Here is a 23,331-nt window from a genome sequence, read left to right on the forward strand (position 1 = left end):
CTTAATGCAAAAAATGCCTTTTTTGGGTGAATACCATTGAGATACCCTTCGAATTACACATATCAATACTTTCTTTGTCTCTCAAACTTCCTCCAGGTTGAATAATAGCTTTTATTCCATACTCGTTAGCAAGTTGTACAGTATCTGCAAATGGAAAAAAACCATCGCTTGCCAAAATAGCCCCAGAACATAATCCTTCAGCTGCTTTTAATGCAATTTTTGCAGCCCCAACTCTATTCATTTGTCCAGCTCCAATCCCAATAGTTTTTTGGTCTTTTGCAATAACAATTGCATTTGATTTTACGTGTTTACAAATTTTCCAAGCAAAATTTAGATCTAAGTTCATTAAGTTACTCGGATTCTTTTTAGTTACTGCAACCCAACTTTCAGGTTTATCTTTATGATCATCAGTGTCTTGAACTAGTAATCCTCCCATTATTGATTTAGTAGAAGTTTGGTGCTTTTTCGGAAGTTTATCTTTTGATAACTTTAACAGTCTTAAATTCTTTTTTATTTTCAGAATTTCTAAAGCTTCTTTATCAAAAGATGGAGCGACGACACACTCTAAGAAAATATCTTTGAGGTTCATTGCGGCTTCACTATCAACGTTTGAATTAAAAGCAACTATTCCTCCAAAGGCACTAACTGAATCGCATTCCAAAGCATTCAAGAATGCTTGAGAAGCTGAATGACTTATAGAGGCTCCACAAGGATTATTGTGTTTGAGGATGACAGAAGCAAACTTGTTTATTGTGAAATCATCTTCTTCTTCATAGCCAAATTCTAAAACTGTTGAAAGTGCTGATTCAAGATCTAATAGATTATTATAACTTAACTCTTTACCTTGTAATTGTTCTGCCGAGTTCCATCCAAGATTATTTAAACCATACCAAAAAGCCTTTTGATGCGGATTTTCTCCATATCTTAAGGTTTTGATTAGAGGATAAGATTCAAGATATTGCGAGGATTGTAAACCTCTCTCTTTACTTATCCAATTAGATATTGCAGCGTCATAGTCAGCTGTATGTTGAAAAGCTTCTAAGGCTAATTTTGCTTTATACGCTTCATTTAAATCCCCTTTTTTATTTTTTTCAAGAAAATCTTGATATTGACTAGGATCTACTAGGACGGAGACATCCTTATGATTTTTAGCTGCAGAACGAATCATTGATGGCCCTCCAATATCGATATTTTCAATAGCATCTTCCCATTTAGATCCTTTTTCAATAGTTTTCTTAAAAGGATATAAATTGACAACTACCAAGTCAATTAGTTCAAGATCGTTAGCTTCTATATCTTTTTTATGTTCCTCATCAGTTCTTTTAGCTAATATTCCTCCGTGGATTTTTGGATGTAAAGTTTTAACTCTTCCTCCAAGAATTTCTGGAGAATTAGTAAAATCTGCAACTTTAATAACTGGAATTTTTGCCTCTATTAGATGTTTGGCAGTTCCTCCACTTGATAGAATTTTATAATTAAATTTTTCTACCAATTCTTTACAAAATGGGATTATATTTTTTTTATCAGAGACACTTACTAAGGCTAATGGTGACATTATGGGAAAGTTTACTTACTTAAGAATATAAACATGAAATACTATATCGATCATGAATTTGTCTCGATTAGCTCTCAAACTGCAACTCATAGAATTATTTTGTTACATGGTTGGGGAGCCGATTCACATGATCTTTTGACACTTGGCAAGGAGATTAAAGAAAAAATAAATCTTGATTTTGAGGTAATTTCTTTGAGCGCTAGTGGATTTCATCCAAGTGGTTATGGAAGACAGTGGTATCGATTGTATCCACATGATTGGAATGGAGCTGAGGTTGAAGTTAATAAACTTTTAGGTACATTAAAGAAATTTGATAATGATCAGATTTCACTCAGAAATACAATTCTGTTGGGTTTCTCTCAAGGTGCAGCTATGGCAATTGATGCAGGATTTAAATTAAATTTAGGATTAATTGTTGCTTGTAGTGGGTACCCTCACCCAACTTGGGTTCCAAGAGAAAATTGCCCGCCATTCTTGGCTAGTCATGGAATATATGACGACGTGGTGCCAATAGAGGCCTCTAGGATTATTTATGAAATGGTAAAAAGTAAATCTTCTAAATTTTGTGAATTAGTAGAATTTGATGGATTTCATCAAATTGATTCAAATTTAGTTGATTTTATAAGTTCAAAGATAAGTGATATTTTTTAAACGAAAGCGTATTCGTATTCCTCAATCTCTTCCCAATCATCCGCTGTAAGTTCTAGACCTTCAAATATTTTCTCTTCACCAATTCCTTCAACTACGACTTTTAGTGAAGGGAATAAGAAATGATTCTCTTCGGCATATTGGGCGCTAAACAACCCTTTTTCACCCCAGAAAAACCTATCGGTGGTATGTTCATTTCTTCGTACGTTGAAAACAGACGGTGAAGACAAAGCATTTTCAGCTATGAATCTTCTTGCAGCAGTAACTGGTTTATGTTTGCCGGTTTCGATATGATAGATAGGTACATGGGCCATAACTCTTTGACCAGCCAATCTTCTTCTGCTGATTCTTTTTCTTTTTTTTGACATTGATTGGTACTCCTGAAATTATTAATGAGATTAGTCTTAATTTATTTTTACTAATCTAATATTTGTGATTTTAAATTCACTTCAATTACATAGAGGACCCATCAACCTCTTATGTAGCTTAAAATATGATCAATATTCATATTTAAGGCTGGCAAAAGTCAGACCTTCTTATATCTTAATACTTTTTTCATATTTTACAAGCCTTTTTCAAGTTTTTCTCTAAAAATTACTAAAAATTTCATTAATCATGAATCTTTCAAAAAAATTTGAAGAATTAATTTTAAAACAGCTAGAGAGTTTTGGTTGCTCGATGGGAGTGACACATTTAGTTATGTATCTTGCTTCAGCTAAACGAGGAAATAAAGCAACTTTCGAAATGATTGGGCAATGGCCACAAATTGATAGGCTACTGACATCAATAGAAGATGATCCTTCACTAAAAGTTTCATCGCCTAATAGAAGATGGTATCCTCTTCAAGACAACGATATTCTACTTGGTGTCCTAAGGGTAGAAACTGATTTGAAAGAGGGGAATTGGCCAGTATCTCTTGATTCTAGATTAAAAGCGCTTTCAATATCTCTAGCTAAATGCGTCTCTATCGAATTAGAACGTCAAAATAAAAATGAAGAAATCAATTATTTAAAAAATCAGGTGAATGTCATTATCCATCAATTAAGGAATCCATTGGCTGCTATTAGGACATATGCACAATTACTAATAAAAAGACTTGGCTCAGATGATGACTCTATTGAAATAGTTGAACGCATGATAATAGAGCAAAAACAAATTAATCAATATATGGATTCTTTTGCGCAATTAAATTCACCTATTCAACTGCCTCTAGAAATTGGAGAGGAAAGATTATTATTACCGCCAAATTTAGATAATAAAAAGTTAATAACTGTTCAGAGTTTATTGAGGCCAATATTAGAAAGGGGTAAAGCTAATGCGTACTTAGAGAATAGAAATTGGACTGAACCTTCTCTTTGGCCAGATTGGACTATATCGCCATTAAAGGCCAAATATGCTGTAATTGCCGAAATTGTGGCCAATTTATTAGAAAATGCGTTTAAATATGCCCAAAAAGATGCTGAAATTGGACTCGCAATTACGAGTCATGGACTTTGTATATTTGATGATGGTAAAAAAATAACCAAAAATGAAAACGAGAAAATTTTTGAAAAAGGTTTTAGAGGATCTGCCGCTAAGAAAAAGGACGGCACTGGTGTGGGACTTTTTTTGGGGAGGAAATTAGCAAAACAAATTGGAGGAGATTTGAGATTGCTGGAAAATAACTCGATTGATAATACTGAGATATTAAAAAATCTTAAGAAGAAAAATATTTTCTATTTAGAACTACCTATAAAAGAATTGCGTGCATAAACAACATTGTAGTTTCAACTAGTATAATACTTGCACCGCAGGCATCTCCATTGAAGCCTCCAATTTTATTACCCAGTATGTTTGGGATACAATAGCTTAGAAAAATACCAATCAAAATAAGAATTAAAAATTTAATTAATATTGCTTGGGATGTAATTGAAACTAAGTGGTATGCAATGAAAATTAAAAGAAAAATAATGGAGATCAAAGATTCTTTTTTAAATCCATTCCAAAACTTTTTGTGACTAATAGATTTTTTCTTATGACTGATATATTTAAACTTTTCGATAAGAAATAAATTTGAAAATCTTCCCCAAAATAAGCATATAGGTAAAACAAAAGTTATTAGGTTTTGAATTTTCAGTATGCAAGCAATTTGAATTAAAGTTATAAATACTAAAGCTTGAACGCCAAAGGAACCAACTTTACTGTCTTTCATGGCTTTTAAACGTTTCTTTTTACCCGCAAAAATACCATCGAAAGTATCCATCAAACCATCAATGTGTAGACCACCAGTAATTAAATACCCTGAAGCCAAACAAATTAATGTTGATGCATAAATTGACCAAGAGTTTGTTCTTAAAAAAAGAAAAATATAACTCTGTATTGTCCCAATAAAAAATCCTAAAGGCGGCGCAAATTGTGCAATATTTTTAAATTCGGGATTAATTAAAGGTATCTTTGGAAATGTCGTATAGAACATCCAAGATCCTGCCAAATTTTTTATTAAATATTTTTTGATGAGATAAAAATAGATTCAATATTAAATATTAGGGTAGATTAATGAAAAAGGATCAAAAACTTTTATAAATTATCGTGTTTGAATTTGAAATTACATCGAATTGCAGTAATACAGGTGCAAGAACTGGTATTTTTCATACACCAAATGGTCAGGTAAACACACCAAAATTTATGCCTGTGGGTACTTTGGCAACGGTTAAAGGAATATCATCTAAGCAGTTAACCTCTACAGGGTCAGAAATGATTCTCTCAAATACCTTTCATCTTCATTTACAACCTGGAGAAAAACTAGTTAAGGAATCTGGTGGAATACATAACTTCATGAATTGGCCTAGGCCTATTCTTACTGATTCAGGAGGATATCAAGTTTTTAGTTTGGCCAAATTAAATAATATTTCTGATAAAGGTGTGGAATTTAAAAATCCAAGAGATGGTAGTCGTGTATTTTTATCACCTGAAAAAGTAATACAGATTCAAATGGATCTTGGATCGGATGTTGCGATGGCTTTTGATCATTGCCCTCCGCATACAGCTAACGAAAATGATATTGAGGACTCTTTACAAAGAACTCATTCATGGTTGCAAAAATGTGTTGAGACTCATCAGAAATCCAATCAAGCATTATTCGGCATAGTTCAAGGTGGTAAGTATCCGAGATTGAGAGAATATAGCGCAAAATATACAAGTTCTTTTGATCTGCCTGGAATAGCAGTGGGAGGGGTAAGTGTTGGCGAGGCAGTCGAAGAAATACATAGTGTAATTAATTACGTCCCGAAATTCTTACCAATCAATAAACCAAGATATTTAATGGGAATTGGCTCTTTAAGAGAAATTTCTTTAGCTGTTGCTAATGGATTCGATATATTTGACTGTGTTTTGCCTACAAGACTAGGAAGACATGGGACTGCATTTTTTAATGATGAAAGATTGAATTTGCGAAATGCTCGATTTAAAAATGACTTTTCTCCGATTGACAAAACTTGTAAATGCGAGACCTGTAAATCCTATTCTCGAGCATATTTGCATCATCTAATTAGAAATGACGAAATATTAGGCCTAACCCTCATAAGTTTGCACAATATTGCTCACTTAATAAGATTTACCAATGCAATTTCTACTGCAATTAGAGATAATTGTTTTACAAATGATTTCGCTCCTTGGAAAACATCCTCTATTGCTCACCATACGTGGTAACGTCTTATCATAATTAATTAAATTATTAAAAAAGGTGCTCATTCTATTTAATACATTCGCTGAATTGCCCGAGGCTTACAAGGCCTTTGCTCCAACTGTAGATGTTCTTCCACTTATTCCTCTGTTTTTCTTTTTATTGGTATTTGTTTGGCAAGCTGCAGTTGGATTTAAATAAAATTTTTTTAGTTTAGATTGGTAGTATTAGACTGGATTCTCAAGTAAAATCGCATCTCCAGAATTATCTACAGCACTTTCTATAAAATCGGCAATTTTTAATGCTCTCGAGGCTTGCTCACCATCTACCTCGGGAGTTTCTTTGCCCTGAACGCATTTAAGAAAATGCTCTAGTTCTGCATAAAGAGGTTCAATGGAGGTTGTACTAACTTCTTCGACATATCCATCATTTCTATAAACTAATTCTCCATGCTCTGCTGTGTATGATTCATGAGACTTTCGATGGATTTGTAAAGAGTGATTTAAGAAATCAGTTTCTACTAGGCCATTTTGGCAGTGAGCACTTAAATTTCTGATTTTTTTATGACTCATTTTGCTGGCAGTTAAGCTTGCAATAACATTATTTTTAAAAACTAAAGTAGCATTAACATAATCTATTAATCCTTCGCTATTTCTTCCTCCAACAGCTGCTAATTTTTGTATTTTTGAGTTTACAAGCTCTAAAATAAGATCAATGTCATGAATCATTAAATCCATTACTACAGATACATCATTGGCTCTGTCTGCATGAGGACTATGCCTCCTTGCTTCCAAAACAACAATCTCTTCATTATTTACTATTTTATTTAATTCTCTAAAAGCAGGATTAAATCTTTCAATATGCCCAACTTGTAATAGACATTTACTGTCATTAGCGGCTTCTATTAAGGCTTTTGCCTCCAACTCATTAGCTGCAATTGGTTTTTCAATGAGAACGTTAGTACCTCCATTTAGACAATCTAGTCCTACCTTATGATGAAGTAGCGTCGGGACAGCGATACAAATAGCATCAACTTTTGGTATTAAATCCTTATAATTTTTGAACCATTCACATTGAAATTGTTCAATAGCTAATCTACCTCTCTCTTCATTTGGATCAGCTACTCCAATGAGATTCGCATCTTTGAGTAAACTTAGTACTCGAGCATGATGCCAGCCCATATTTCCTATACCTATGACTCCAACCTTAACGGGTGATGAGGTTGGTCGCATCATTTCAAATCCATGTATTTATTATCATTATCCTGCATGGTGAGCCACATTTAACTTTTGGGAAGAATTATTTTAACACGATCAATTTTTGGACCTGACATAGAAATAACTTCAAATTTAATGCTATTAAAATCTAAAACGTCCCCAATTTTTGGCACCATTTGAAATTTTTCTAGCAAAAATCCAGCAAGAGTATGATAATCTGCTCCTTCTGGAATGGAACATCCTAATTTCTTATTAATATCAATAATTTCTGATTTTCCAGCTATTGACCATTTTTTAGAGAAATTATCTAACATTCTCATGTCTGAATAAATTCTATTGTTGAGCATTTCCTCTCCAACTATTTCGCCATTTAGATCAGCTGCAGTTATGAGCCCCTCTGTGCCACCGTGTTCATCAACTACTAATAAGAAAGGATTATAGTCTCTTACTATTGGAAATATTTCTGCTAATGAACATGTTTCTATAATTTTTGTCACTGGTAAAAGGAACGGCTCTAATAATGTATTGGCTTCCATTTCACCTTTTGAAATTGGCTTTGCTAGATAACGCAAATCTAATACACCTAATACATCATCTAAAGACTCACCAATCACAAAGAAGCGAGCATGGCGAGTTTTATCAACTTGTTTCATAAGTTCTGAAAAGGTTATATTTTTTGGCAAAGTTACCATTTCCGATCTTGGAATCATTACTTCTTTAACTTGTGTATCTTTTAAAGCAAAAACTCCTTCAAGAATATTTTTCTCATCTGGTTTTAAACCTGTTACATTATCTGTTTCTATAAGAGTTTCTAATTCTCCTGCGGATAAACCCGAGTTTAAAGAATCCCATTTGTTATTTAAACTGAACAAGCTTAAACAGGCGCTAGTAAAGAATTCTATTGTCTTCACTATAGGATTCATGGCTTTTCTAACGGCATCGAATATTGTTGTAAGCCTTAATGCAGCAGATTCTGGATTATTAATTACTAGTGCTTTAGGAATTAGTCCAGAAACGAGAGTAACAACTAAAACAACAAATAAAAACAATAGAAGATCATAAAATCTATTTGACAAAATATTGCTTTTCCAATAATCATTAGCCAGGTTATTGCTGAGCCATCCAATTGCAATTAATGAAATTGTTACTCCAAATTGAGAGGCAATTAATGAAGATCTAAAGCGTTTTTGAATTTTTAAAATTGAAAATGCTCCTTTCTTTTTTTCTTCTATTAACCTTAAAACTTTACTTGGCCTTATTAATAAAAAAGAGAGTTCACTCGCTGCGAAAAAAGCTGGGAAAAATAAAAGAAATAAAAGTAGAGTTATTTTCATTCAATGACAAATGAATAATGGGGGTGGCGAGGATCGAACTCGCCTTAGCCAAATTATGAGTTTGGTGCATTCACCAGATTGCTACACCCCCAAGGGAATTTATGTAATTTTAATTACATTGAATTTCAATATACAATATAAAAATAATATTTCAAAAAACACCTCATTAGGAAGTTTTTGTGAGATTTCTTTTTTTCTTCTAATCTTTAAATATAAATTTAACTTTTACTAATGGGTAATTTTTCTGAAAAGTATGATTTAAATAAAGCAAAATTGTTAAAACAGTTACTTGAAAAATCTTACAAGAGAGGAAACTTCACTTTATCTTCAGGTAAAAAAAGTAGTCATTACTTGAACTGTAAACCGGTATCATTAAATAGCGAAGGCCTAAACTTAATAAGTGATTTATTTTTAGAGTTAAAAGACTCAAGGTCAAAAGCTGTAGCAGGATTGACATTAGGCGCAGATCCTTTAGTAAGTGGATTAATTGTTAAAGCAGCTTCGCAAAGCTTAGACCTAAATGGTTTAATAATTCGCAAAGAAATTAAAAAATACGGTACTAAAGCCGGAATAGAGGGCCCTATATTAGAAGAAGGTACCTTGGTAACTGTCTTGGAGGATGTGGTTACAACCGCTGGTTCAGTAATAAAAGCTATAAATAAACTACGAGAAAATAATTATGTTGTTGAGGAAGTTTTGTCTATAGTTGATAGGCAAGAAGGAGGATGCGAAGCTCTTAGCAATGAAAATGTTAAATTAAAAAGTCTTTTTACAATAAAAGACTTTTTATAATTATCTCAAAATGCAAGATATAAAAAAAAAGTTTTGGCTTGAAAAATTTGATTATTTTTCTGTTACTGGAAAAGATTCCAGGAAATTTTTGAATGGACTAACAACGAGTAATATTATTAATTCAGAAAAAAAAGTTATCAAAACTTGTTGGCTAACTCCAAATGGAGTTCTAAGGGCATTAATTGAAATTATTGTTTTAGAAAGAAACTTAGAAGTAATTATCTTAGCTGGTAACACTCATGAAATAATTGATTACTTTAATCAAATTATTTTTCCAGCGGATGATGTACATTTAAGTGAACCTTTCTTGGTAAATAGAATTCAGGAAATTGATGAATCTAGTTCATGGAGAACTTACCTGCCTATTTTCTTCAAAACAAATGATAAAGAATTTGAAATATACAAAAATAAACTAAATTTACTGAATCCCAATGATTTAAAACTTTGGAAGATTAATCAGGCAATACCGTCTTTAGGAATGGAAATAAACGGAAAAAATAATCCTCTTGAGCTCGGATTAAAAGATCTTATAGATTTTAAAAAAGGGTGTTATTTAGGACAAGAAACAATGTCAAAAATAAAAAATGTTTCGTCTTTAAAACAGGAAATAAGAATTTGGAAATCATTTGAATCTAATTTCAATTTAGAATTAGAAGATAAAAATATATATACAAATTCTGCCAAGGATATTTCTGTAGGCAAAATCACTAGTTTTTTTAAATCAGATTGTCAAATACAAGGTTTAGCTATGATAAAAAGAAAATATTTAGAGGAAGAAAGTTATTTTTTTTCAGAAATTTTTGGAAAAATTATTATAAATAAATCTGTAGGATCAATTTTTCTTTAATCGATTTTTGATTAAATATTCTGCAATTTGTAGAGTTGCAAAACAATCATCTTTGTTATATTGGATAATTTTCTTTAAAAATATTTGGTTTTCTGTAATTTGATATTGAATCCACCAATAAAGTGCTTTAGAGCCACTTACATTTTTCTGCGCCCATTCAAATCCAAGCCAATTAGAAACATTTTTTAAGCCATAGTTTTTTAGTGGTAATATCCAAGACTTTCTTATTAAGGTATGTAAGTCAATAAATCTGGAGGAAAGTGAATCAATTTCTTCAAAACTAAAATTTAGTTCTTTAGCAATATGAATTATTGATATCTTTTCAGTTTCTCCGTAATGCAAAACTGGCCATTCCTTGTGTAAAAAGAGTATTTCAATAATTTGCCTGTAAGATTCTCCTTTATTGTTTTTAAGATTTAAGATTGGTTCATAAATAAGATCTTCTTTTTTTATAGACAAATCTTTTACTTTTAAAAATCCATATAAAAAATCATGCTTTTCATCTGGATTTGACTCAATATCAAATATATAAAATCCCGAACATATTTTTTCTAATAGATCTTCCATATTATTTTTCTTAGAAATGAAATATGGTTCTCCAGAGATATATGCTTGTGCTTGCTTTACAAATATGGATGCTTTTTCATACTTCTGATCTTTGAATTTAGATAATTTCTCTCCAAGTTGTTTTTCGCTGTACGAAGCTAATGTTTGGGTATTAGTTATTCCATTTGCTTTGAGTAACGAGGCCGTTTTGGAGCCTATTCCATCTATATCTGTTAGATATCCATTTTCTTTTGCTTCTTTGTCACAAAATTTTTGCCAGGAACAAATAGTACATTTTTTTCTATCTTGAGTTATTGCTGGTATGGATCCCTCCAAGCATTCATTCAAATTTAATAAAACATTTAAAACTTTTTTTCTTAATTTTTTATTTAAATAAATTTCTTCAACTTTAACTTTTTTATAAAAATTTGAAATTACTAATCCTTTCTCAATTTTAGATTCTTGAAAAGATTCCAAAAGCATAGAACAAAAAGCTAAGTCGAATAAATGTTCTTTAGTTGTTTTGTGGCCTAACTTATAAACAGCGGGTAAATATTTATATTGTCCCCATTTGCTTTTACCTTTAGTCTTTAAAAGTAATTGTGGAAGTATCTCCGCGTTTATATTTTGGAAAAGATTTCCATTGATTTTTAATCCAATTACCCCCTGATAACCATTTTCACAGGCTTTTAATCCTGTATATATTTCACCATTACAAAATTCAGAGAAAATTTGAAACTGTTTAATTTTATCTATAGCTTTATGGGGAGACCAAACTTCATAAGATTTTTTACCCTTAAAATCGAGCCATGCTTTTCTTTTGCATCTTGTAAAACTTTTTAAATGAAGAGAATTCAATTTATTTTTTAAGGCCGGTTTTAAAATTTACTCATATAAATTAGTATAGATAATTAAAAGAAATCAAGGAAATTTGAAATTTGACAGCTGATAAATTCGATAAGATAAAATTTGGAACTGATGGTTGGAGAGGAATTATTGGTTTTGACTTTAACCTGTCCAATCTTTCAAGAGTTGTTGTCGCTGCATGTCAGGAGTTGCATTATCAATACTATAAAGAAGTTAATTCAAAGAAAATTATTATTGGATATGATCGTAGATTTATGGCTTGTGAATTTGCCAAGCAAATAGTGCCTTTTGTAAGAGGATGTGGTTTCGAACCGATCTTATCTGATAGCTTTGTTACAACACCCTCTTGTAGTTTCTATGCCAAAGAAGTCGGTTGTCTTGGAGCGTTAGTAATTACAGCAAGTCATAATCCATATAATTGGCTAGGTCTGAAAATAAAGAGCTTTAATGGATGTTCTGTTGACGAATCTTTTACGAGTGAAGTTGAAAAAAGATTAATGCTTGGAAATTCAATTGAAAAAATAGATGGTATTAATCAATTGGTAGATATTAAGAAATTTCATTTAGATAGAATTAAATCCCTTTTTGATATTGACTATATTTCCAAAAGATTAAAAAAAATGAAATTGAGAATTTTTGTAGATTCTATGCATGGTTCAGCTGCAAATTGTATGGCTGAGATTTTTGCTTCTAATGATTTAGAAGTTATTTCAGAAATCAGAAAAGATGCTGATCCTTTTTTTGGAGGAAAACCTCCTGAACCTCTTTTGAATTATGCAGATGATCTAAAAAAAACACTAATGAAAAATTCAACAAATGAAGTGAAAACTTTAGGAATTATATTTGATGGCGATGGTGATAGAATTGCGGCAATTGATGAAAAAGGAAGATACTCTAGTACTCAAGATTTACTCCCATACTTTATTAGCTATTTGGGCGAAATTAAAAATAATTCTTATTCAGTTTTAAAGACTGTTAGTGGTTCAGATATTATTAAAAATATATCAGAGAGTCAAAATAGAGATGTTTTTGAACTTCCAGTTGGCTTTAAATTTATTGCTGAAAAAATGATTAAAGAAAAAATATTTATTGGAGGAGAGGAATCTGGGGGAGTTGGTTTTGGTGACTTTATGCCTGAAAGAGATGCTCTATATGCAGCGATGGTTTTATTAAATGGAATTGCTGAAAAATCCCAATATTTATATGAAACCTTAGATGAAATTCAAGAAGATTTTGGGCCAAGTTTTTATAAAAGAATTGATATTAAATTTCCAAATCAGTCAGAAAAAAATAACGTAAAAGAATTTATTATAGATAATATTCCTGAGAATATTAATAATCACAAGTTAAAAAGTATCTCAAAGATCGATGGAATAAAGTTGAGAATTGATAAAAATTTTTGGCTTCTTTTTAGGTTTTCAGGAACGGAACCTCTTTTAAGGTTATATTGTGAAGCACCAAAAGAATCTTACCTAATTGAGGTATTAGAGTGGGGTCAAGAATTTATAAATTTGGCAGGAAAATAAGGATGAAAAATTTATTTTTAGCGAGTAAGAATAAAGGTAAAATTGAAGAATATAAGAAATTGCTTGCTGGAGTTAATTGTAAATTGTTACTCCAGCCAGAATCATTAGAAGTTGAAGAGGATGGACTGACATTTAGAGATAATGCAATTAAAAAAGCGAGTGAAGTTTCGAGAAAAACAAATAATTTTTCAATAGCAGATGATTCAGGAATTTGTATTGAAGCACTAGGTGGTAAGCCTGGCATTTACTCATCTAGATATGCAGAAAATGATCAGAAGAGAATTCAACGAGTTTTAAGAGAACTTGATGGAGTTCAAAATAGAAGTGCTTTCTTTATTGCTAATATTTGTGTTTGTTCCCCAAATGGTGAAGTGATTATTGAATCTGAGGCCAAATGTCATGGCAATATAATTTTAAACCCCAGAGGAAAAAGTGGTTTTGGGTATGACCCAATTTTTGAGGAGAGTTCTACCAGATTAACTTTCGCAGAAATGAATAATGATATTAAAGACTCTTGTAGTCATAGAGGTAAAGCATTAAAAAAAATTATTCCAGATTTAATTGAAATTTTTTCTTAAATTCAATTAACCCAAGATCCATGAAGGCCATGAGGAATTGAAATGGGTAATTCATAAACAGCTAATTCTTTTAAGTCTTTTGCGTCTAATATCACTAAATCGCTTCCTCTTCTTTCTCCGTTCCATAGAAGTATAAATAAAAATCCCTCATCTTCTTTTGAAGAGTTTTCTGATGGAACCATAATTGGTTCACTAACAAATCCACTTGGACCCGCTGACCAAAAAATCTCTTCCTTAGAAGTTAAATTTATTTTTTTTATTGCTTGAAGTGGAGCGTTCCCCAGCTTTTGAGATGTGCTTGCCATCCAACTAAAAGTTGCTTTTACTCCTAAGTTTTTAGGATTAACAACAGCAAATTCACAACATTGTTCACTGAAAGTTTCAAGTTCACAAGTTTTTGCCTTTAGATCGATAATTGATCTTTTCAGTTTTCCTTCTGGATATTTATCAAAGTCAATATCCCTAAAATTCTCGTCTGGACCAACTGATGGGAAATCATCATAAAAAATACTATCTAATACAATTTTGGAATCTTCTTCAAATGCGTTTACATGATGAAAAACGAATCCTTCTGGAGCATCTATTGTTAAAGGAGGCTGTCCTCTAAATAATCCACTTTCTCTGGGGATGATAAAAAACTTTGCCTTTTTATTTGGGTTTGACTTTAGACATTGTGCTGCTCCTCTTTGACCCATTACAAATGGAAGAGGATTGAAATCAATAGAATTCTGTAAAAATATTGCCCAATTAGTTGTAATTGCGAAATCATGAAGGAATGCAAAGCCATTAAAGGTATCTTTTCTGTCAAAAATGAGCTCTCCAGAATTTGTACCAGCATTATCAAATTCCATTAATCTAATGGTACTTTTTGGCCCGGTTTGTACTCCAAAAGTGACTAAAAGTTCTGAAGATGCATTTGAGTTTAGGTCTGTTTTGGGATGAGCACTGAATGCTTCGTTAGGCTTGAGTACTCCTTTTAATGTTGTTAAACCAATAGTCTCAAGACTATCAGGATCCATTGCATGTGGACCTGCTGCTTCCCATAATGCGAGAATTTCGTCTCCTAATTTAATGACATGTGTATTAGCGATATTCTTGAATTTTAGATCTAATGCATTATTTAAAATTCCTCCATTTTTTTGTGTTCCAAAAACACCTCTATAAATAAATTTATCTATTTTTTCTTCTTCCAAATAGCCTTTAGTTTTAACAAATCTATTTGTTAAGAATGGCTGACCATTTTCGAATTTTATGGATGTTATCATCCCATCACCATCAAATGGATGATGAACCCATTGTCCACCTCTCTCTAATATTCCTGGTCCATTTCTTAATAATGTTCCATTTAAATTTTTTATATTATTACCTTTACTAATTTTTAGAGGCTCTTTAGTTAGCTCCTTTTCTACATTTTGATAAGCACTTGACCAATCTTCTTTTTTAAAAATATTAAATTTATCAATCTTTTTTTCTTGTAAATTAGTCACAACAAAATAATCACTTAATCTATCTTCGCCAAAAATAAATTGAATTGTGGCTGATTCGAAAAAATTCCTATTTTATTGTTTTTCTAACATTCCTTTACTGCTTGGAATTGAATCAGATCTTCTTGGATCTATCTCGGTAGCCATTCTCATTGCTCTTGAAAAAGCTTTAAAGCACGCCTCAACTATGTGATGTGAATTACTTCCTCGTATTTGATTAATATGCAGAGTAATACCGCTGTTATTTACAAAGGCAATAAAAAACTCTCTTACTAGTTCAGTATCATAATTTCCTATTCTAGGGGCTTTTAATTGAAGATCATAAGATAGATGCGGTCTACCAGAGCAGTCTAAAGTGACTTGAACTAATGCTTCATCTAATGGGGCAAAGAAATGTCCAAATCTGCTTATTCCTTTTCTTTCTCCCAAGGCTTTTGAAAATGCTTTGCCTAATGCGATTCCTACATCTTCATTTGTATGATGATCATCAATATGGGTATCTCCAATTGCTTTTATTTTTAAATCGAACAAACCATGACTGGATATTTGATGAAGCATATGATCTAAGAATGGTATCCCAGTATCAATCTCAGAAATTCCATTTCCATCTATGTTTATAAATACAGAAATATCTGTTTCATTCGTTTTTCTTTTTATTTCAGATTGCCTTAGAGATGACATTTTTATGCAAAAAACTTAGTTTACATTCCATTAATGCAGTAACCCGCATCAACATAAATTGTTTGGCCTGAAATGCCGCTAGAGAGATCACTTAATAAAAAAGCAGCTGTGTTACCTACTTCTGTTTGAGTGACTGTTCTGCGTAAAGGAGCCTTTTCTTCAACATTGTGAATCATATCTAAAATGCCACCTATAGCAGAACTCGCAAGTGTTCTTATAGGTCCAGCACTTATTGCATTAACTCTGACTTGTTTTTCGGGACCAAGTTCTGCAGAAAGATATCTTACGGAAGCTTCTAGAGCTGCTTTTGCAACTCCCATCACGTTGTAGTTAGGAATTGCCCTCTCTGCTCCTAAATAAGTTAATGAGACAACACCAGCACCTGCACTAAAAAGTGGTTTTGCTGCATTACATAAAGGTGCTATCGAATACGCACTTATATTAAGAGCCCTATCAAAACCCTCTGAAGTGGTAGCACTATAATCTCCAATCAATTCGTCTCGTCCTGCAAATGCTAGGCAGTGAACTAATCCGTCAATTTGCCCCCAATTGTTTTTTATATTTTTAAATATTTCTTCGATTTGAGCTGGATTTTGAACATCAAGAGGCAAAAATAAAGATGGGTTTAACGGTTCAGTTAGTTCTCTAACTTTAGACTCGAATCTTCCCTTATCATCAGGCAAATATGTGATTCCAAGTTCAGCACCAGCTTTTGAAAGTTGTTGAGCGATACCCCATGCTATTGAACGATTGTTGGCAATTCCCGTAACAAGAATTTTTTTGCCAGTTAGATTTAGAAGCATTTTGTTTATTATTTCTATTATTCTCCTATATAAAAGTACCTATCTTTACGGATTACTGCAAAATATACAATAATTTTCAAATATCAAAGAATTTTTAACTTGAACATGGTAAGAACAAATTCTATGGTTTTGGAATTAGGTTTTCAATTACCGAATTTCGAAATGTTAAATGCTAATTCTTCAAAAAATGAATATTTTAATTCTCATAATCTAGATAATCGGCATTTACTTTTAATGTTTATTTGTGCCCATTGCCCATTTGTTAAATATATTGAGAAGCTAATTTTCACCTTAAGTAAAGAAATTGAAAATACAGTTCAAACAGTTGCAATTTCTAGTAATGATATTGTCACTCATCCTTCAGATTCTCCTAAAAATTTGAGATTACAAGCACAAACACAGGGATGGAGTTTCCCTTATCTATATGATGAAAATCAAAGTTTTGCTAAGAAATTAAAAGCGGCTTGCACCCCAGATTTTTATCTTTTTTCAAATGAAGGAGATGGTGATTTTTTATTGTATTATCATGGCCAATTAGACGATAGTAGACCAGCTAATAATATCCCTCTATCTGGAAAAGATTTGCGCTCTGCCGTAAAAGATTTGAATCAAGATAATTCTTATCCTTCAAATCAGATGCCTTCTTTAGGTTGCAATATAAAATGGACTCCTGGTAAAGAACCAAGTTGGTTTAAATGAATTAAAAATTTTTTTTACCCATAGAAATATGGTTTAGGGTTAATATATTTACTATGCAGATACCTCCATTTACTTTAGATAGGCAGTTCCAAGAAATTGGCTCTGAAATTGAGAGTGAGGTTTCTAAAGTTTTAAAAGGGGGCCAGTATATTGGAGGACAAGAAATTGCCAAATTTGAGGAGAGTTTTTCAAATCTGATTGGTGTTGAAAATACTATTGGATGTAATAGTGGAACTGATGCTTTAGTATTAGCTTTGCGCGCATTAAATATTGGTGTGGGTGATGAAGTTATTACCTCATCTTTTAGCTTTTTTGCAACTGCAGAGGCTATTAGTGCAGTTGGTGCTAATCCTGTTTTGGTAGATATAGATCCAGAAACTTATCTCATTAATACTGAACTAATAGAACAAGAAATAAATTCTAATACCAAGGCAATTATGCCAGTTCATCTATTTGGTAATGCAGTGAATATGACCTTAATAAAATCTTTGGCCAAGAAATATGACTTAAAAGTAATCGAAGATTGTGCTCAGGCAACATGCACAATGTGGGAAACTTCCAAAGTTGGTAGTATCGGTGATATAGGCTGTTTTAGCTTTTTCCCTACTAAAAATTTAGGAGCTGCTGGAGATGGTGGAGCAGTAACAACCTCAGATCAGAAGATTGCAAAAAAAATTAGAGAACTTGCTGTTCATGGCAGCCCAATAAGATATCATCATACCCAAATTGGATATAACAGCAGACTTGATACCATTCAAGCTGCCATATTAAACATTAAAATTAAATATATTTCTAAGTGGATTAATAATCGCCAAAAAATTGCTAATAATTACCTTGATTTATTAGAAAAAAATCCATTTATTAGTTTTCCAAAAATTAGCTCTGATTTAATTTCCCATTCTTGGAATCAATTTGTAATCAAATTAAGAAACGATAAATATATTTTAAATGAAGATTTTTCAAATTTATTTGATACTGATTGCAAAAAATACTATTCCTTAAGGAATTTGGTAAAACAACAACTTTTTGAAAAAGGTATTAATTCAATTATTTATTATCCAATTCCAATACACGCACAAATAGCTTACAAAAATAAAAACTTTTCTAGAACAAAACTCATTAATACAGAGAGAATTTGTACAGAAGTTCTTAGTCTTCCAATGTTTCCTGAAATTTCTTATGAAGAGCAAGTTTATGTAGCAGAAAATTTAAATAAAGTTTTAAAGAATTGTATAGAGGAAATTCAAATTTCAGCATAAAGTGATTTAAATAATCTTTGTTGTATATTGTGATTGACAATAGGGCTTGAATAATTATTTTTTTCTAAATTAGATATCTCCCCATTTAATAATTCTGAATTTGACACTTTAGATAATTCAGGAATCCAATATTTTATGTATTCGCAAATAGGATCAAATTTTTTTGCTTGGGTATATGGATTAAAAATTCTAAGTGGTTTTGGATCCATACCGCTACTGGCGCTCCACTGCCATCCCCCATTATTTGCAGCTAAGTCTCCATCAACCAAAGTCTCCATAAATTTTTTCTCGCCCATTTGCCAATTGCATATAAGATCTTTTACCAGAAATGAAGCGACTATCATCCTACATCTGTTATGCATCCAGCCAGTACTATTTAGTTGACGCATTGCAGCATCAACTATAGGTACTCCGGTCTCTCCTTTGCTCCAATGCTGAAACCATTCATTATTGTTTTGCCATGGAAAGTGATCCCATTTTTTTCTATATGGACCTTTCTCTAGCTCTGGGAAATGGAATAAGCAATGTTGATAAAATTCACGCCAAACAAGTTCTTTTTGCCAAGTTTCAATTGATAGATAATTTCCTTGATGTGCAAAATCTGAATTTAAATTTAATGTAGCGTTCCATATTTGTCTAATGCTAATGGTGCCGAATCTGAGAGATGCACTTAGAAAAGATGTCCCATTATAGGAAGGAAAATCTCGTGCAGAATTATAAGAATATATTTTTTTTCCGTTAATGAAGTTTTCTAATAATCTTTCTGCAGCATTCTCTCCAGGTCTACATGGACAAATATTCGAACCAGGAAATTTGATATTTTGGATAAATTTCTCTAGAACCAAATGAGATGCATTTATCGTCTTATTTTCTTTGAGTTTATTATCTATATCTTTAAACTGGAAAATAACTTTATCTTGGTCATATGGACCTAATAAATTCATTTTTGATTTAAGGTTTTTATAAAAAGGCCCATAAACTGAATAAGGTTTATTATTTCCGGAAAATATGTTTAAAGGTTCTACTAATAAGTGATCCCAAGTTTCAATAACTTGAATATTTTGTTCTTTTAAAATTTTTTTTATTTGTAAATCGCGATTAATCTCATAAGGTTCAATTGCTTTATTCCAAAAAACAAATTTAGCTTCTATTTTCTTTGCTAATTGAGGGATTATTAATACTGGATCTCCTTCTTCCATAACTAATCTACTACCCATTTTTTTCCAGTTATTACCTAATTCTTGAAGCGAATTTCCTAGGAACCAAGCTCTTGAACTTGCATTGAAATCGTGTGAGTAATTTTTATCAAATATATAAGTTGAAGTAATAGCATTTGATAATGAAAATGCTTCGGTTAAAGCTTGATTATCAAATATTCTTAAATCCTTTCTATGCCAAAACAGTATTCTAGGTTTATTCATAATATATCTAAAAATTGTTTAGCTCTAAACCAAGCCGTCACGGTTTTTGCGTCAAGAATTTCATCCCCACTAGAAATAAGATTATCTAGTTCGTCGGGATCTAAAATTAATACTTCTATATCTTCATCTAAATCTCCTTTAACCTCGGAATTGAGTTTGTTTAAATCACGAGCTAAAAATAAATAAATTTCTTCATCTGCATACCCAGGAGCAGGGACAAGAGTGCCTAGTTCATCCCAATTGTTTGCACTGAATCCAGTCTCTTCTTGTATTTCTCTTTGAATTGAATTAATAGGTGTTTCACCTATTTCTAATGTACCTGCTGGAAATTCTAATAAATACCTTGAAATAGCAAATCTATATTGCCGAAGAATGATAACTTTATTGTCTTTTGTGATTGGTACGGCTAATGCTGCCCCAGGGTGCTTAATGTATCCATATTCACCTTCATGTCCATTTGGAAGCTCAATTCTATTTATTTCGAAACTAAATTTTTTAGACTTTAACTCAGATATTTTTTCTTTAAAAATCGATCTTTTTAGAAGGTTTTTGTTGCCCATGAATTTTAAAATAAAAATAGCCTAACAGTTATTTTTTGGTTTTGTAAATCAATTAATAGACCATTTTGGATCATCAAACTTGGTGATTTTTTGGCTTCTACTTAAGATTTCAGATAGTGGTGTAATAACAAAATTCCGATTCATGAATCTAGGATGAGGTAATGTTAATTCCTCGTCAATCGTATGAAAATCTTCCCACCAAAGAATGTCTAAATCTAGACATCTTGATAACCATTTCTTACCCTTTGGCGTCTTTTCTCGTCCGAAAAATTTCTCTAACTTTTTTAGCTCTTTTAAAAGTAATTTCGCGTTTTTATTTGATGGTTTAGGGAAAGAATTACTTTTTATAAGTAATAGGGTATTTAAATAATTTGGCTGCTCATTCTCAACACCATGAGGTAATGTCTCATAAATTGAAGACCAAAAAAAGTTTGCATGAAATTCGCTTTTCTTTTCTTTTTTTTCGTTGGAACTATCTCCCCACTCATTTATTATTTCCTCTATTTTTGGTTTGCAAATTAATAGTGACTCAAGAGGGCTGCCAAATTTACTATCAATATTTGCTCCGAGGGATATACATAGTCCATTTTTGATATTAAGATTTGATAATTCCACTACAAAAAACAAAGTTATTGGATAAATTCTATATCAGGCATTTTTAAAGTGATTTTGAACCCAGATTTAAAAGAAAAAGGAGAAATAAAAGATTTAATGAAGTCAAAGGATTCTTTTAGAGCTTTCCCTTTGGCCGCAATTACAGGTCATAGCTTATTGAAATTATCTTTACTTTTGGCAGCAGTTGATCCTAGTTTAGGGGGAGTGATTATTGCTGGCGGAAGAGGTACTGGTAAGTCAGTATTAGCAAGGGGTTTACATACTTTGCTTCCTCCTATAGAGGTATTAAATAATGAATTAATACTGGAAAAGCTAACTGAGAAAAATAGTGGAACTTCATTAAGACCTATTGGTAGGAACCTAGATCCAGATAAACCAGAGGAATGGGATATTAGTACTAATAAATTGTTGGAGGAGGTAATTGGAAGTGATTATTTGAATCAAATTGAAGAAATTCCGAAAAAAGTAAGAGAAGCTCCATTTATTCAAGTTCCCATTGGCATAACTGAAGACAGGCTTGTTGGATCAATTGATGTCGCTGCATCATTAAGTACTGGGGAGCAAGTATTTCAACCTGGAATTTTAGCAGAGGCTCATAGAGGTGTTCTTTATGTAGACGATATAAATTTATTAGATGATGGCATTGTAAATTTGATTCTTGAAGCTACAGGTAGAGAGAAAAATAATATTGAAAGAGATGGTTTAAGCCTTTCTCATCCTTGTAAGTCACTTTTAATAGCAACTTATAATCCTGAAGAAGGTGCTTTAAGAGATCATGTTTTAGATCGTTTTGCTATTGTGCTTTCCGCAGATCAATCTATTGATAATGCTCAAAGAGTTGAGATTACAAAATCTGTTTTATCACACGCAGAAAATAATATTAAATTTTCAGAAAAATGGTCGGAAGAATCCGATAATTTATCTACTCAATTAATTTTGGCAAGGCAATGGTTAAAGGATGTCAAGATAACAAAAGAGCAAATAACCTATTTAGTGAATGAAGCTCTTAGGGGAGGAGTAGAAGGGCATAGGTCAGAATTATTTGCAGTAAAAGTAGCGAAGGCTAATGCAGCTCTTCGAGGTGATGAGAATGTGAATTCTGAAGACCTAAAAGTGGCAGTAAGGTTAGTTATTCTTCCACGAGCAATGCAAGTACCTCCAGACGATGATGATATACAGCCACCCCCTCCAGAGGATCAGAGTCCCCCACCTCCACCTCAATCAAACAATGAAGAGTCTGAACCTGAAGCTAATGAAAATGATGATAATCAAGAGCAAGAACAAGAGGAAGATAATTCTGATGGAGAAGAAGAATCTACTCCCGAAATTCCTGAAGAATTTATACTAGATCCTGAGGCATGTATGGTTGATCCTGATTTATTGCTTTTTTCATCAGCTAAAGCTAAAGCGGGAAATAGCGGTAGTAGATCAGTCATATTTAGTGATAGTAGAGGAAGATATGTAAAACCTATTATTCCAAGAGGTAAAGTAAAAAGAATTGCTGTAGATGCTACTCTTCGAGCAGCTGCTCCTTATCAAAAATCAAGAAGATTAAGGAACCCAAATAAATCAATAGTTATTGAAGAAAATGATTTTAGGGCAAAGCTTCTTCAAAAAAAGGCGGGGGCTTTAGTAATTTTTCTGGTTGATGCTAGTGGTTCTATGGCTCTTAACAGAATGCAAAGTGCTAAAGGCGCAGTAATAAGACTTTTAACAGAGGCATATGAAAATAGAGATGAAGTAGCCCTTATCCCTTTTAGAGGTAATCAGGCAGAAGTTCTTTTACCACCAACAAGATCTATAACTGCAGCAAAAAGAAGGCTAGAAACAATGCCTTGTGGTGGCGGATCGCCTTTAGCTCATGGACTAACACAATCAGCAAAAGTAGCAAAAAATGCTCTTTCTACAGGAGATATAGGGCAAGTTATTGTTGTAGGGATTACTGATGGAAGAGGAAATGTACCATTAGGATTATCTTTAGGTCAAAATGAGTCTGCGGAAAAAGATAATGTAAATGATAATGTTGATTTAAAGCAAGAGGTTCTTGATATCGCTGCAAAATATCCCATGCTTGGGATAAAACTCTTAGTAATTGATACAGAGAGAAAATTTATTGCAAGCGGTTTTGGTAAAGAGTTGGCAGAGGCAGCTAAAGGGAAATATGTCCAACTGCCAAAAGCTACAGATAAAGCAATCGCAGCTATGGCTTTAAATGCTATAAATGAATTCTAAATATTA

At 32.2% G+C, this 23,331-nt stretch carries 23 protein-coding genes and 1 tRNA gene; 11 read left to right on the plus strand and 13 right to left on the minus strand.

From position 1 onward, the window contains the following. Position 1: 1 nt before the first annotated feature. Positions 2-1,555 (minus strand): bifunctional phosphoribosylaminoimidazolecarboxamide formyltransferase/IMP cyclohydrolase, encoded by a 1,554-nt coding sequence (gene purH, locus SOI86_RS08010; protein ID WP_320681302.1) that lies wholly within the window; start codon positions 1,553-1,555, stop codon positions 2-4. Between the two features lie 33 nt (positions 1,556-1,588). Between purH and SOI86_RS08015 the strand changes: the two genes are divergently transcribed. Continuing rightward, positions 1,589-2,206, plus strand: coding sequence for an esterase (locus SOI86_RS08015; protein WP_320681303.1), 618 nt, complete (start codon positions 1,589-1,591; stop codon positions 2,204-2,206). On the opposite strand, the gene SOI86_RS08020 is transcribed toward SOI86_RS08015, so the two are convergent. After that, complete coding sequence (locus tag SOI86_RS08020; RefSeq protein ID WP_320681304.1) at positions 2,203-2,571, minus strand: DUF3155 domain-containing protein; 369 nt, start codon at positions 2,569-2,571, stop codon at positions 2,203-2,205. The genes SOI86_RS08015 and SOI86_RS08020 overlap by 4 nt on opposite strands. A 247-nt stretch (positions 2,572-2,818) precedes the next feature. Between SOI86_RS08020 and SOI86_RS08025 the strand changes: the two genes are divergently transcribed. Next, positions 2,819-3,955, plus strand: coding sequence for a sensor histidine kinase (locus SOI86_RS08025; protein ID WP_320681305.1), 1,137 nt, complete (start codon positions 2,819-2,821; stop codon positions 3,953-3,955). Here the strand turns inward: SOI86_RS08025 and SOI86_RS08030 are convergent. Continuing rightward, positions 3,933-4,673 (minus strand): adenosylcobinamide-GDP ribazoletransferase, encoded by a 741-nt coding sequence (locus tag SOI86_RS08030; protein ID WP_320681306.1) that lies wholly within the window; start codon positions 4,671-4,673, stop codon positions 3,933-3,935. The two genes, SOI86_RS08025 and SOI86_RS08030, sit on opposite strands and share 23 nt — an antisense overlap. 98 nt (positions 4,674-4,771) lie before the next feature. Here SOI86_RS08030 and tgt point away from each other — a divergent pair, with 98 nt between their 5' ends. Beyond that, on the plus strand, positions 4,772-5,890 hold the full coding sequence (gene tgt / locus SOI86_RS08035; protein ID WP_320681307.1) for a tRNA guanosine(34) transglycosylase Tgt: 1,119 nt from the start codon (positions 4,772-4,774) through the stop codon (positions 5,888-5,890). A gap of 34 nt (positions 5,891-5,924) precedes the next feature. Next, a complete protein-coding gene (locus SOI86_RS08040; RefSeq protein WP_011375837.1) occupies positions 5,925-6,065 on the plus strand; it encodes a photosystem II reaction center protein K in 141 nt (46 codons plus the stop codon). Positions 6,066-6,091: 26 nt separating this feature from the next. On the opposite strand, the gene SOI86_RS08045 is transcribed toward SOI86_RS08040, so the two are convergent. The 3 genes from SOI86_RS08045 to SOI86_RS08055 all read right to left on the minus strand — a co-directional run bounded on the left by SOI86_RS08045 (position 6,092) and on the right by SOI86_RS08055 (position 8,506). Next, positions 6,092-7,096, minus strand: a complete 1,005-nt coding sequence (locus tag SOI86_RS08045) for a Gfo/Idh/MocA family oxidoreductase (RefSeq protein WP_320681308.1) — start codon at positions 7,094-7,096, stop codon at positions 6,092-6,094. 50 nt (positions 7,097-7,146) lie between these two features. After that, positions 7,147-8,415, minus strand: a complete 1,269-nt coding sequence (locus tag SOI86_RS08050; RefSeq protein WP_320681309.1) for a hemolysin family protein — start codon at positions 8,413-8,415, stop codon at positions 7,147-7,149. A gap of 18 nt (positions 8,416-8,433) precedes the next feature. After that, a tRNA-Ile gene (locus SOI86_RS08055) sits at positions 8,434-8,506 on the minus strand. A 140-nt stretch (positions 8,507-8,646) separates the two neighbouring features. On the opposite strand from SOI86_RS08055, the gene pyrE reads away from it, so the two are divergent. Both pyrE and SOI86_RS08065 read left to right on the plus strand, forming a co-directional pair. Then, a complete protein-coding gene (gene pyrE / locus SOI86_RS08060; protein WP_320681310.1) occupies positions 8,647-9,207 on the plus strand; it encodes an orotate phosphoribosyltransferase in 561 nt (186 codons plus the stop codon). Positions 9,208-9,217: 10 nt separating this feature from the next. Next, entirely contained in the window at positions 9,218-10,054 is an 837-nt protein-coding gene (locus tag SOI86_RS08065) for a tRNA-modifying protein YgfZ (RefSeq protein ID WP_320681311.1), read from the plus strand. On the opposite strand, the gene SOI86_RS08070 is transcribed toward SOI86_RS08065, so the two are convergent. Next, a complete protein-coding gene (locus SOI86_RS08070; RefSeq protein ID WP_320681312.1) occupies positions 10,040-11,458 on the minus strand; it encodes a TM0106 family RecB-like putative nuclease in 1,419 nt (472 codons plus the stop codon). The two genes, SOI86_RS08065 and SOI86_RS08070, sit on opposite strands and share 15 nt — an antisense overlap. Before the next feature lie 80 nt (positions 11,459-11,538). On the opposite strand from SOI86_RS08070, the gene SOI86_RS08075 reads away from it, so the two are divergent. After that, on the plus strand, positions 11,539-12,993 hold the full coding sequence (locus SOI86_RS08075; protein WP_320681313.1) for a phosphoglucomutase/phosphomannomutase family protein: 1,455 nt from the start codon (positions 11,539-11,541) through the stop codon (positions 12,991-12,993). Between the two features lie 2 nt (positions 12,994-12,995). Then, positions 12,996-13,571, plus strand: coding sequence for an RdgB/HAM1 family non-canonical purine NTP pyrophosphatase (gene rdgB / locus SOI86_RS08080; RefSeq protein ID WP_320681314.1), 576 nt, complete (start codon positions 12,996-12,998; stop codon positions 13,569-13,571). A 2-nt stretch (positions 13,572-13,573) separates the two neighbouring features. On the opposite strand, the gene SOI86_RS08085 is transcribed toward rdgB, so the two are convergent. The 3 genes from SOI86_RS08085 to fabI all read right to left on the minus strand — a co-directional run bounded on the left by SOI86_RS08085 (position 13,574) and on the right by fabI (position 16,539). Further along, complete coding sequence (locus SOI86_RS08085) at positions 13,574-15,058, minus strand: carotenoid oxygenase family protein (RefSeq protein WP_320681315.1); 1,485 nt, start codon at positions 15,056-15,058, stop codon at positions 13,574-13,576. Positions 15,059-15,130: 72 nt separating this feature from the next. Further along, positions 15,131-15,736: an imidazoleglycerol-phosphate dehydratase HisB gene (gene hisB, locus SOI86_RS08090; protein WP_320681316.1), complete on the minus strand. Its 606-nt coding sequence runs from the start codon at positions 15,734-15,736 to the stop codon at positions 15,131-15,133. A gap of 20 nt (positions 15,737-15,756) precedes the next feature. Further along, positions 15,757-16,539: an enoyl-ACP reductase FabI gene (gene fabI / locus SOI86_RS08095; RefSeq protein WP_320681317.1), complete on the minus strand. Its 783-nt coding sequence runs from the start codon at positions 16,537-16,539 to the stop codon at positions 15,757-15,759. Between the two features lie 105 nt (positions 16,540-16,644). Between fabI and SOI86_RS08100 the strand changes: the two genes are divergently transcribed. Together SOI86_RS08100 and SOI86_RS08105 are read left to right on the plus strand one after the other, a co-directional pair. Further along, positions 16,645-17,238 (plus strand): thioredoxin family protein, encoded by a 594-nt coding sequence (locus SOI86_RS08100; protein WP_320681318.1) that lies wholly within the window; start codon positions 16,645-16,647, stop codon positions 17,236-17,238. Positions 17,239-17,291: 53 nt separating this feature from the next. Then, positions 17,292-18,497, plus strand: a complete 1,206-nt coding sequence (locus tag SOI86_RS08105; protein ID WP_320681319.1) for a DegT/DnrJ/EryC1/StrS family aminotransferase — start codon at positions 17,292-17,294, stop codon at positions 18,495-18,497. On the opposite strand, the gene SOI86_RS08110 is transcribed toward SOI86_RS08105, so the two are convergent. Genes SOI86_RS08110 through folK form a run of 3 tightly spaced genes read right to left on the minus strand, consistent with a single transcriptional unit; the run spans position 18,482 to position 21,093 of the window. Then, positions 18,482-19,918, minus strand: a complete 1,437-nt coding sequence (locus SOI86_RS08110) for a cryptochrome/photolyase family protein (RefSeq protein WP_320681320.1) — start codon at positions 19,916-19,918, stop codon at positions 18,482-18,484. The two genes, SOI86_RS08105 and SOI86_RS08110, sit on opposite strands and share 16 nt — an antisense overlap. Further along, a complete protein-coding gene (locus tag SOI86_RS08115; protein WP_320681321.1) occupies positions 19,915-20,478 on the minus strand; it encodes an NUDIX hydrolase in 564 nt (187 codons plus the stop codon). The genes SOI86_RS08110 and SOI86_RS08115 overlap by 4 nt, the downstream gene beginning before the upstream one ends. Positions 20,479-20,526: 48 nt before the next feature. Further along, on the minus strand, positions 20,527-21,093 hold the full coding sequence (gene folK / locus SOI86_RS08120; protein WP_320681322.1) for a 2-amino-4-hydroxy-6-hydroxymethyldihydropteridine diphosphokinase: 567 nt from the start codon (positions 21,091-21,093) through the stop codon (positions 20,527-20,529). Positions 21,094-21,141: 48 nt separating this feature from the next. Here folK and bchD point away from each other — a divergent pair, with 48 nt between their 5' ends. Beyond that, positions 21,142-23,325 (plus strand): magnesium chelatase ATPase subunit D, encoded by a 2,184-nt coding sequence (gene bchD / locus SOI86_RS08125; protein WP_320681323.1) that lies wholly within the window; start codon positions 21,142-21,144, stop codon positions 23,323-23,325. The last annotated feature ends 6 nt before the right edge of the window (positions 23,326-23,331 follow it).

It is taken from the genome of Prochlorococcus sp. MIT 1314 (genome assembly GCF_034093315.1).
GTDB lineage: Bacteria > Cyanobacteriota > Cyanobacteriia > PCC-6307 > Cyanobiaceae > Prochlorococcus_A > Prochlorococcus_A marinus_Y.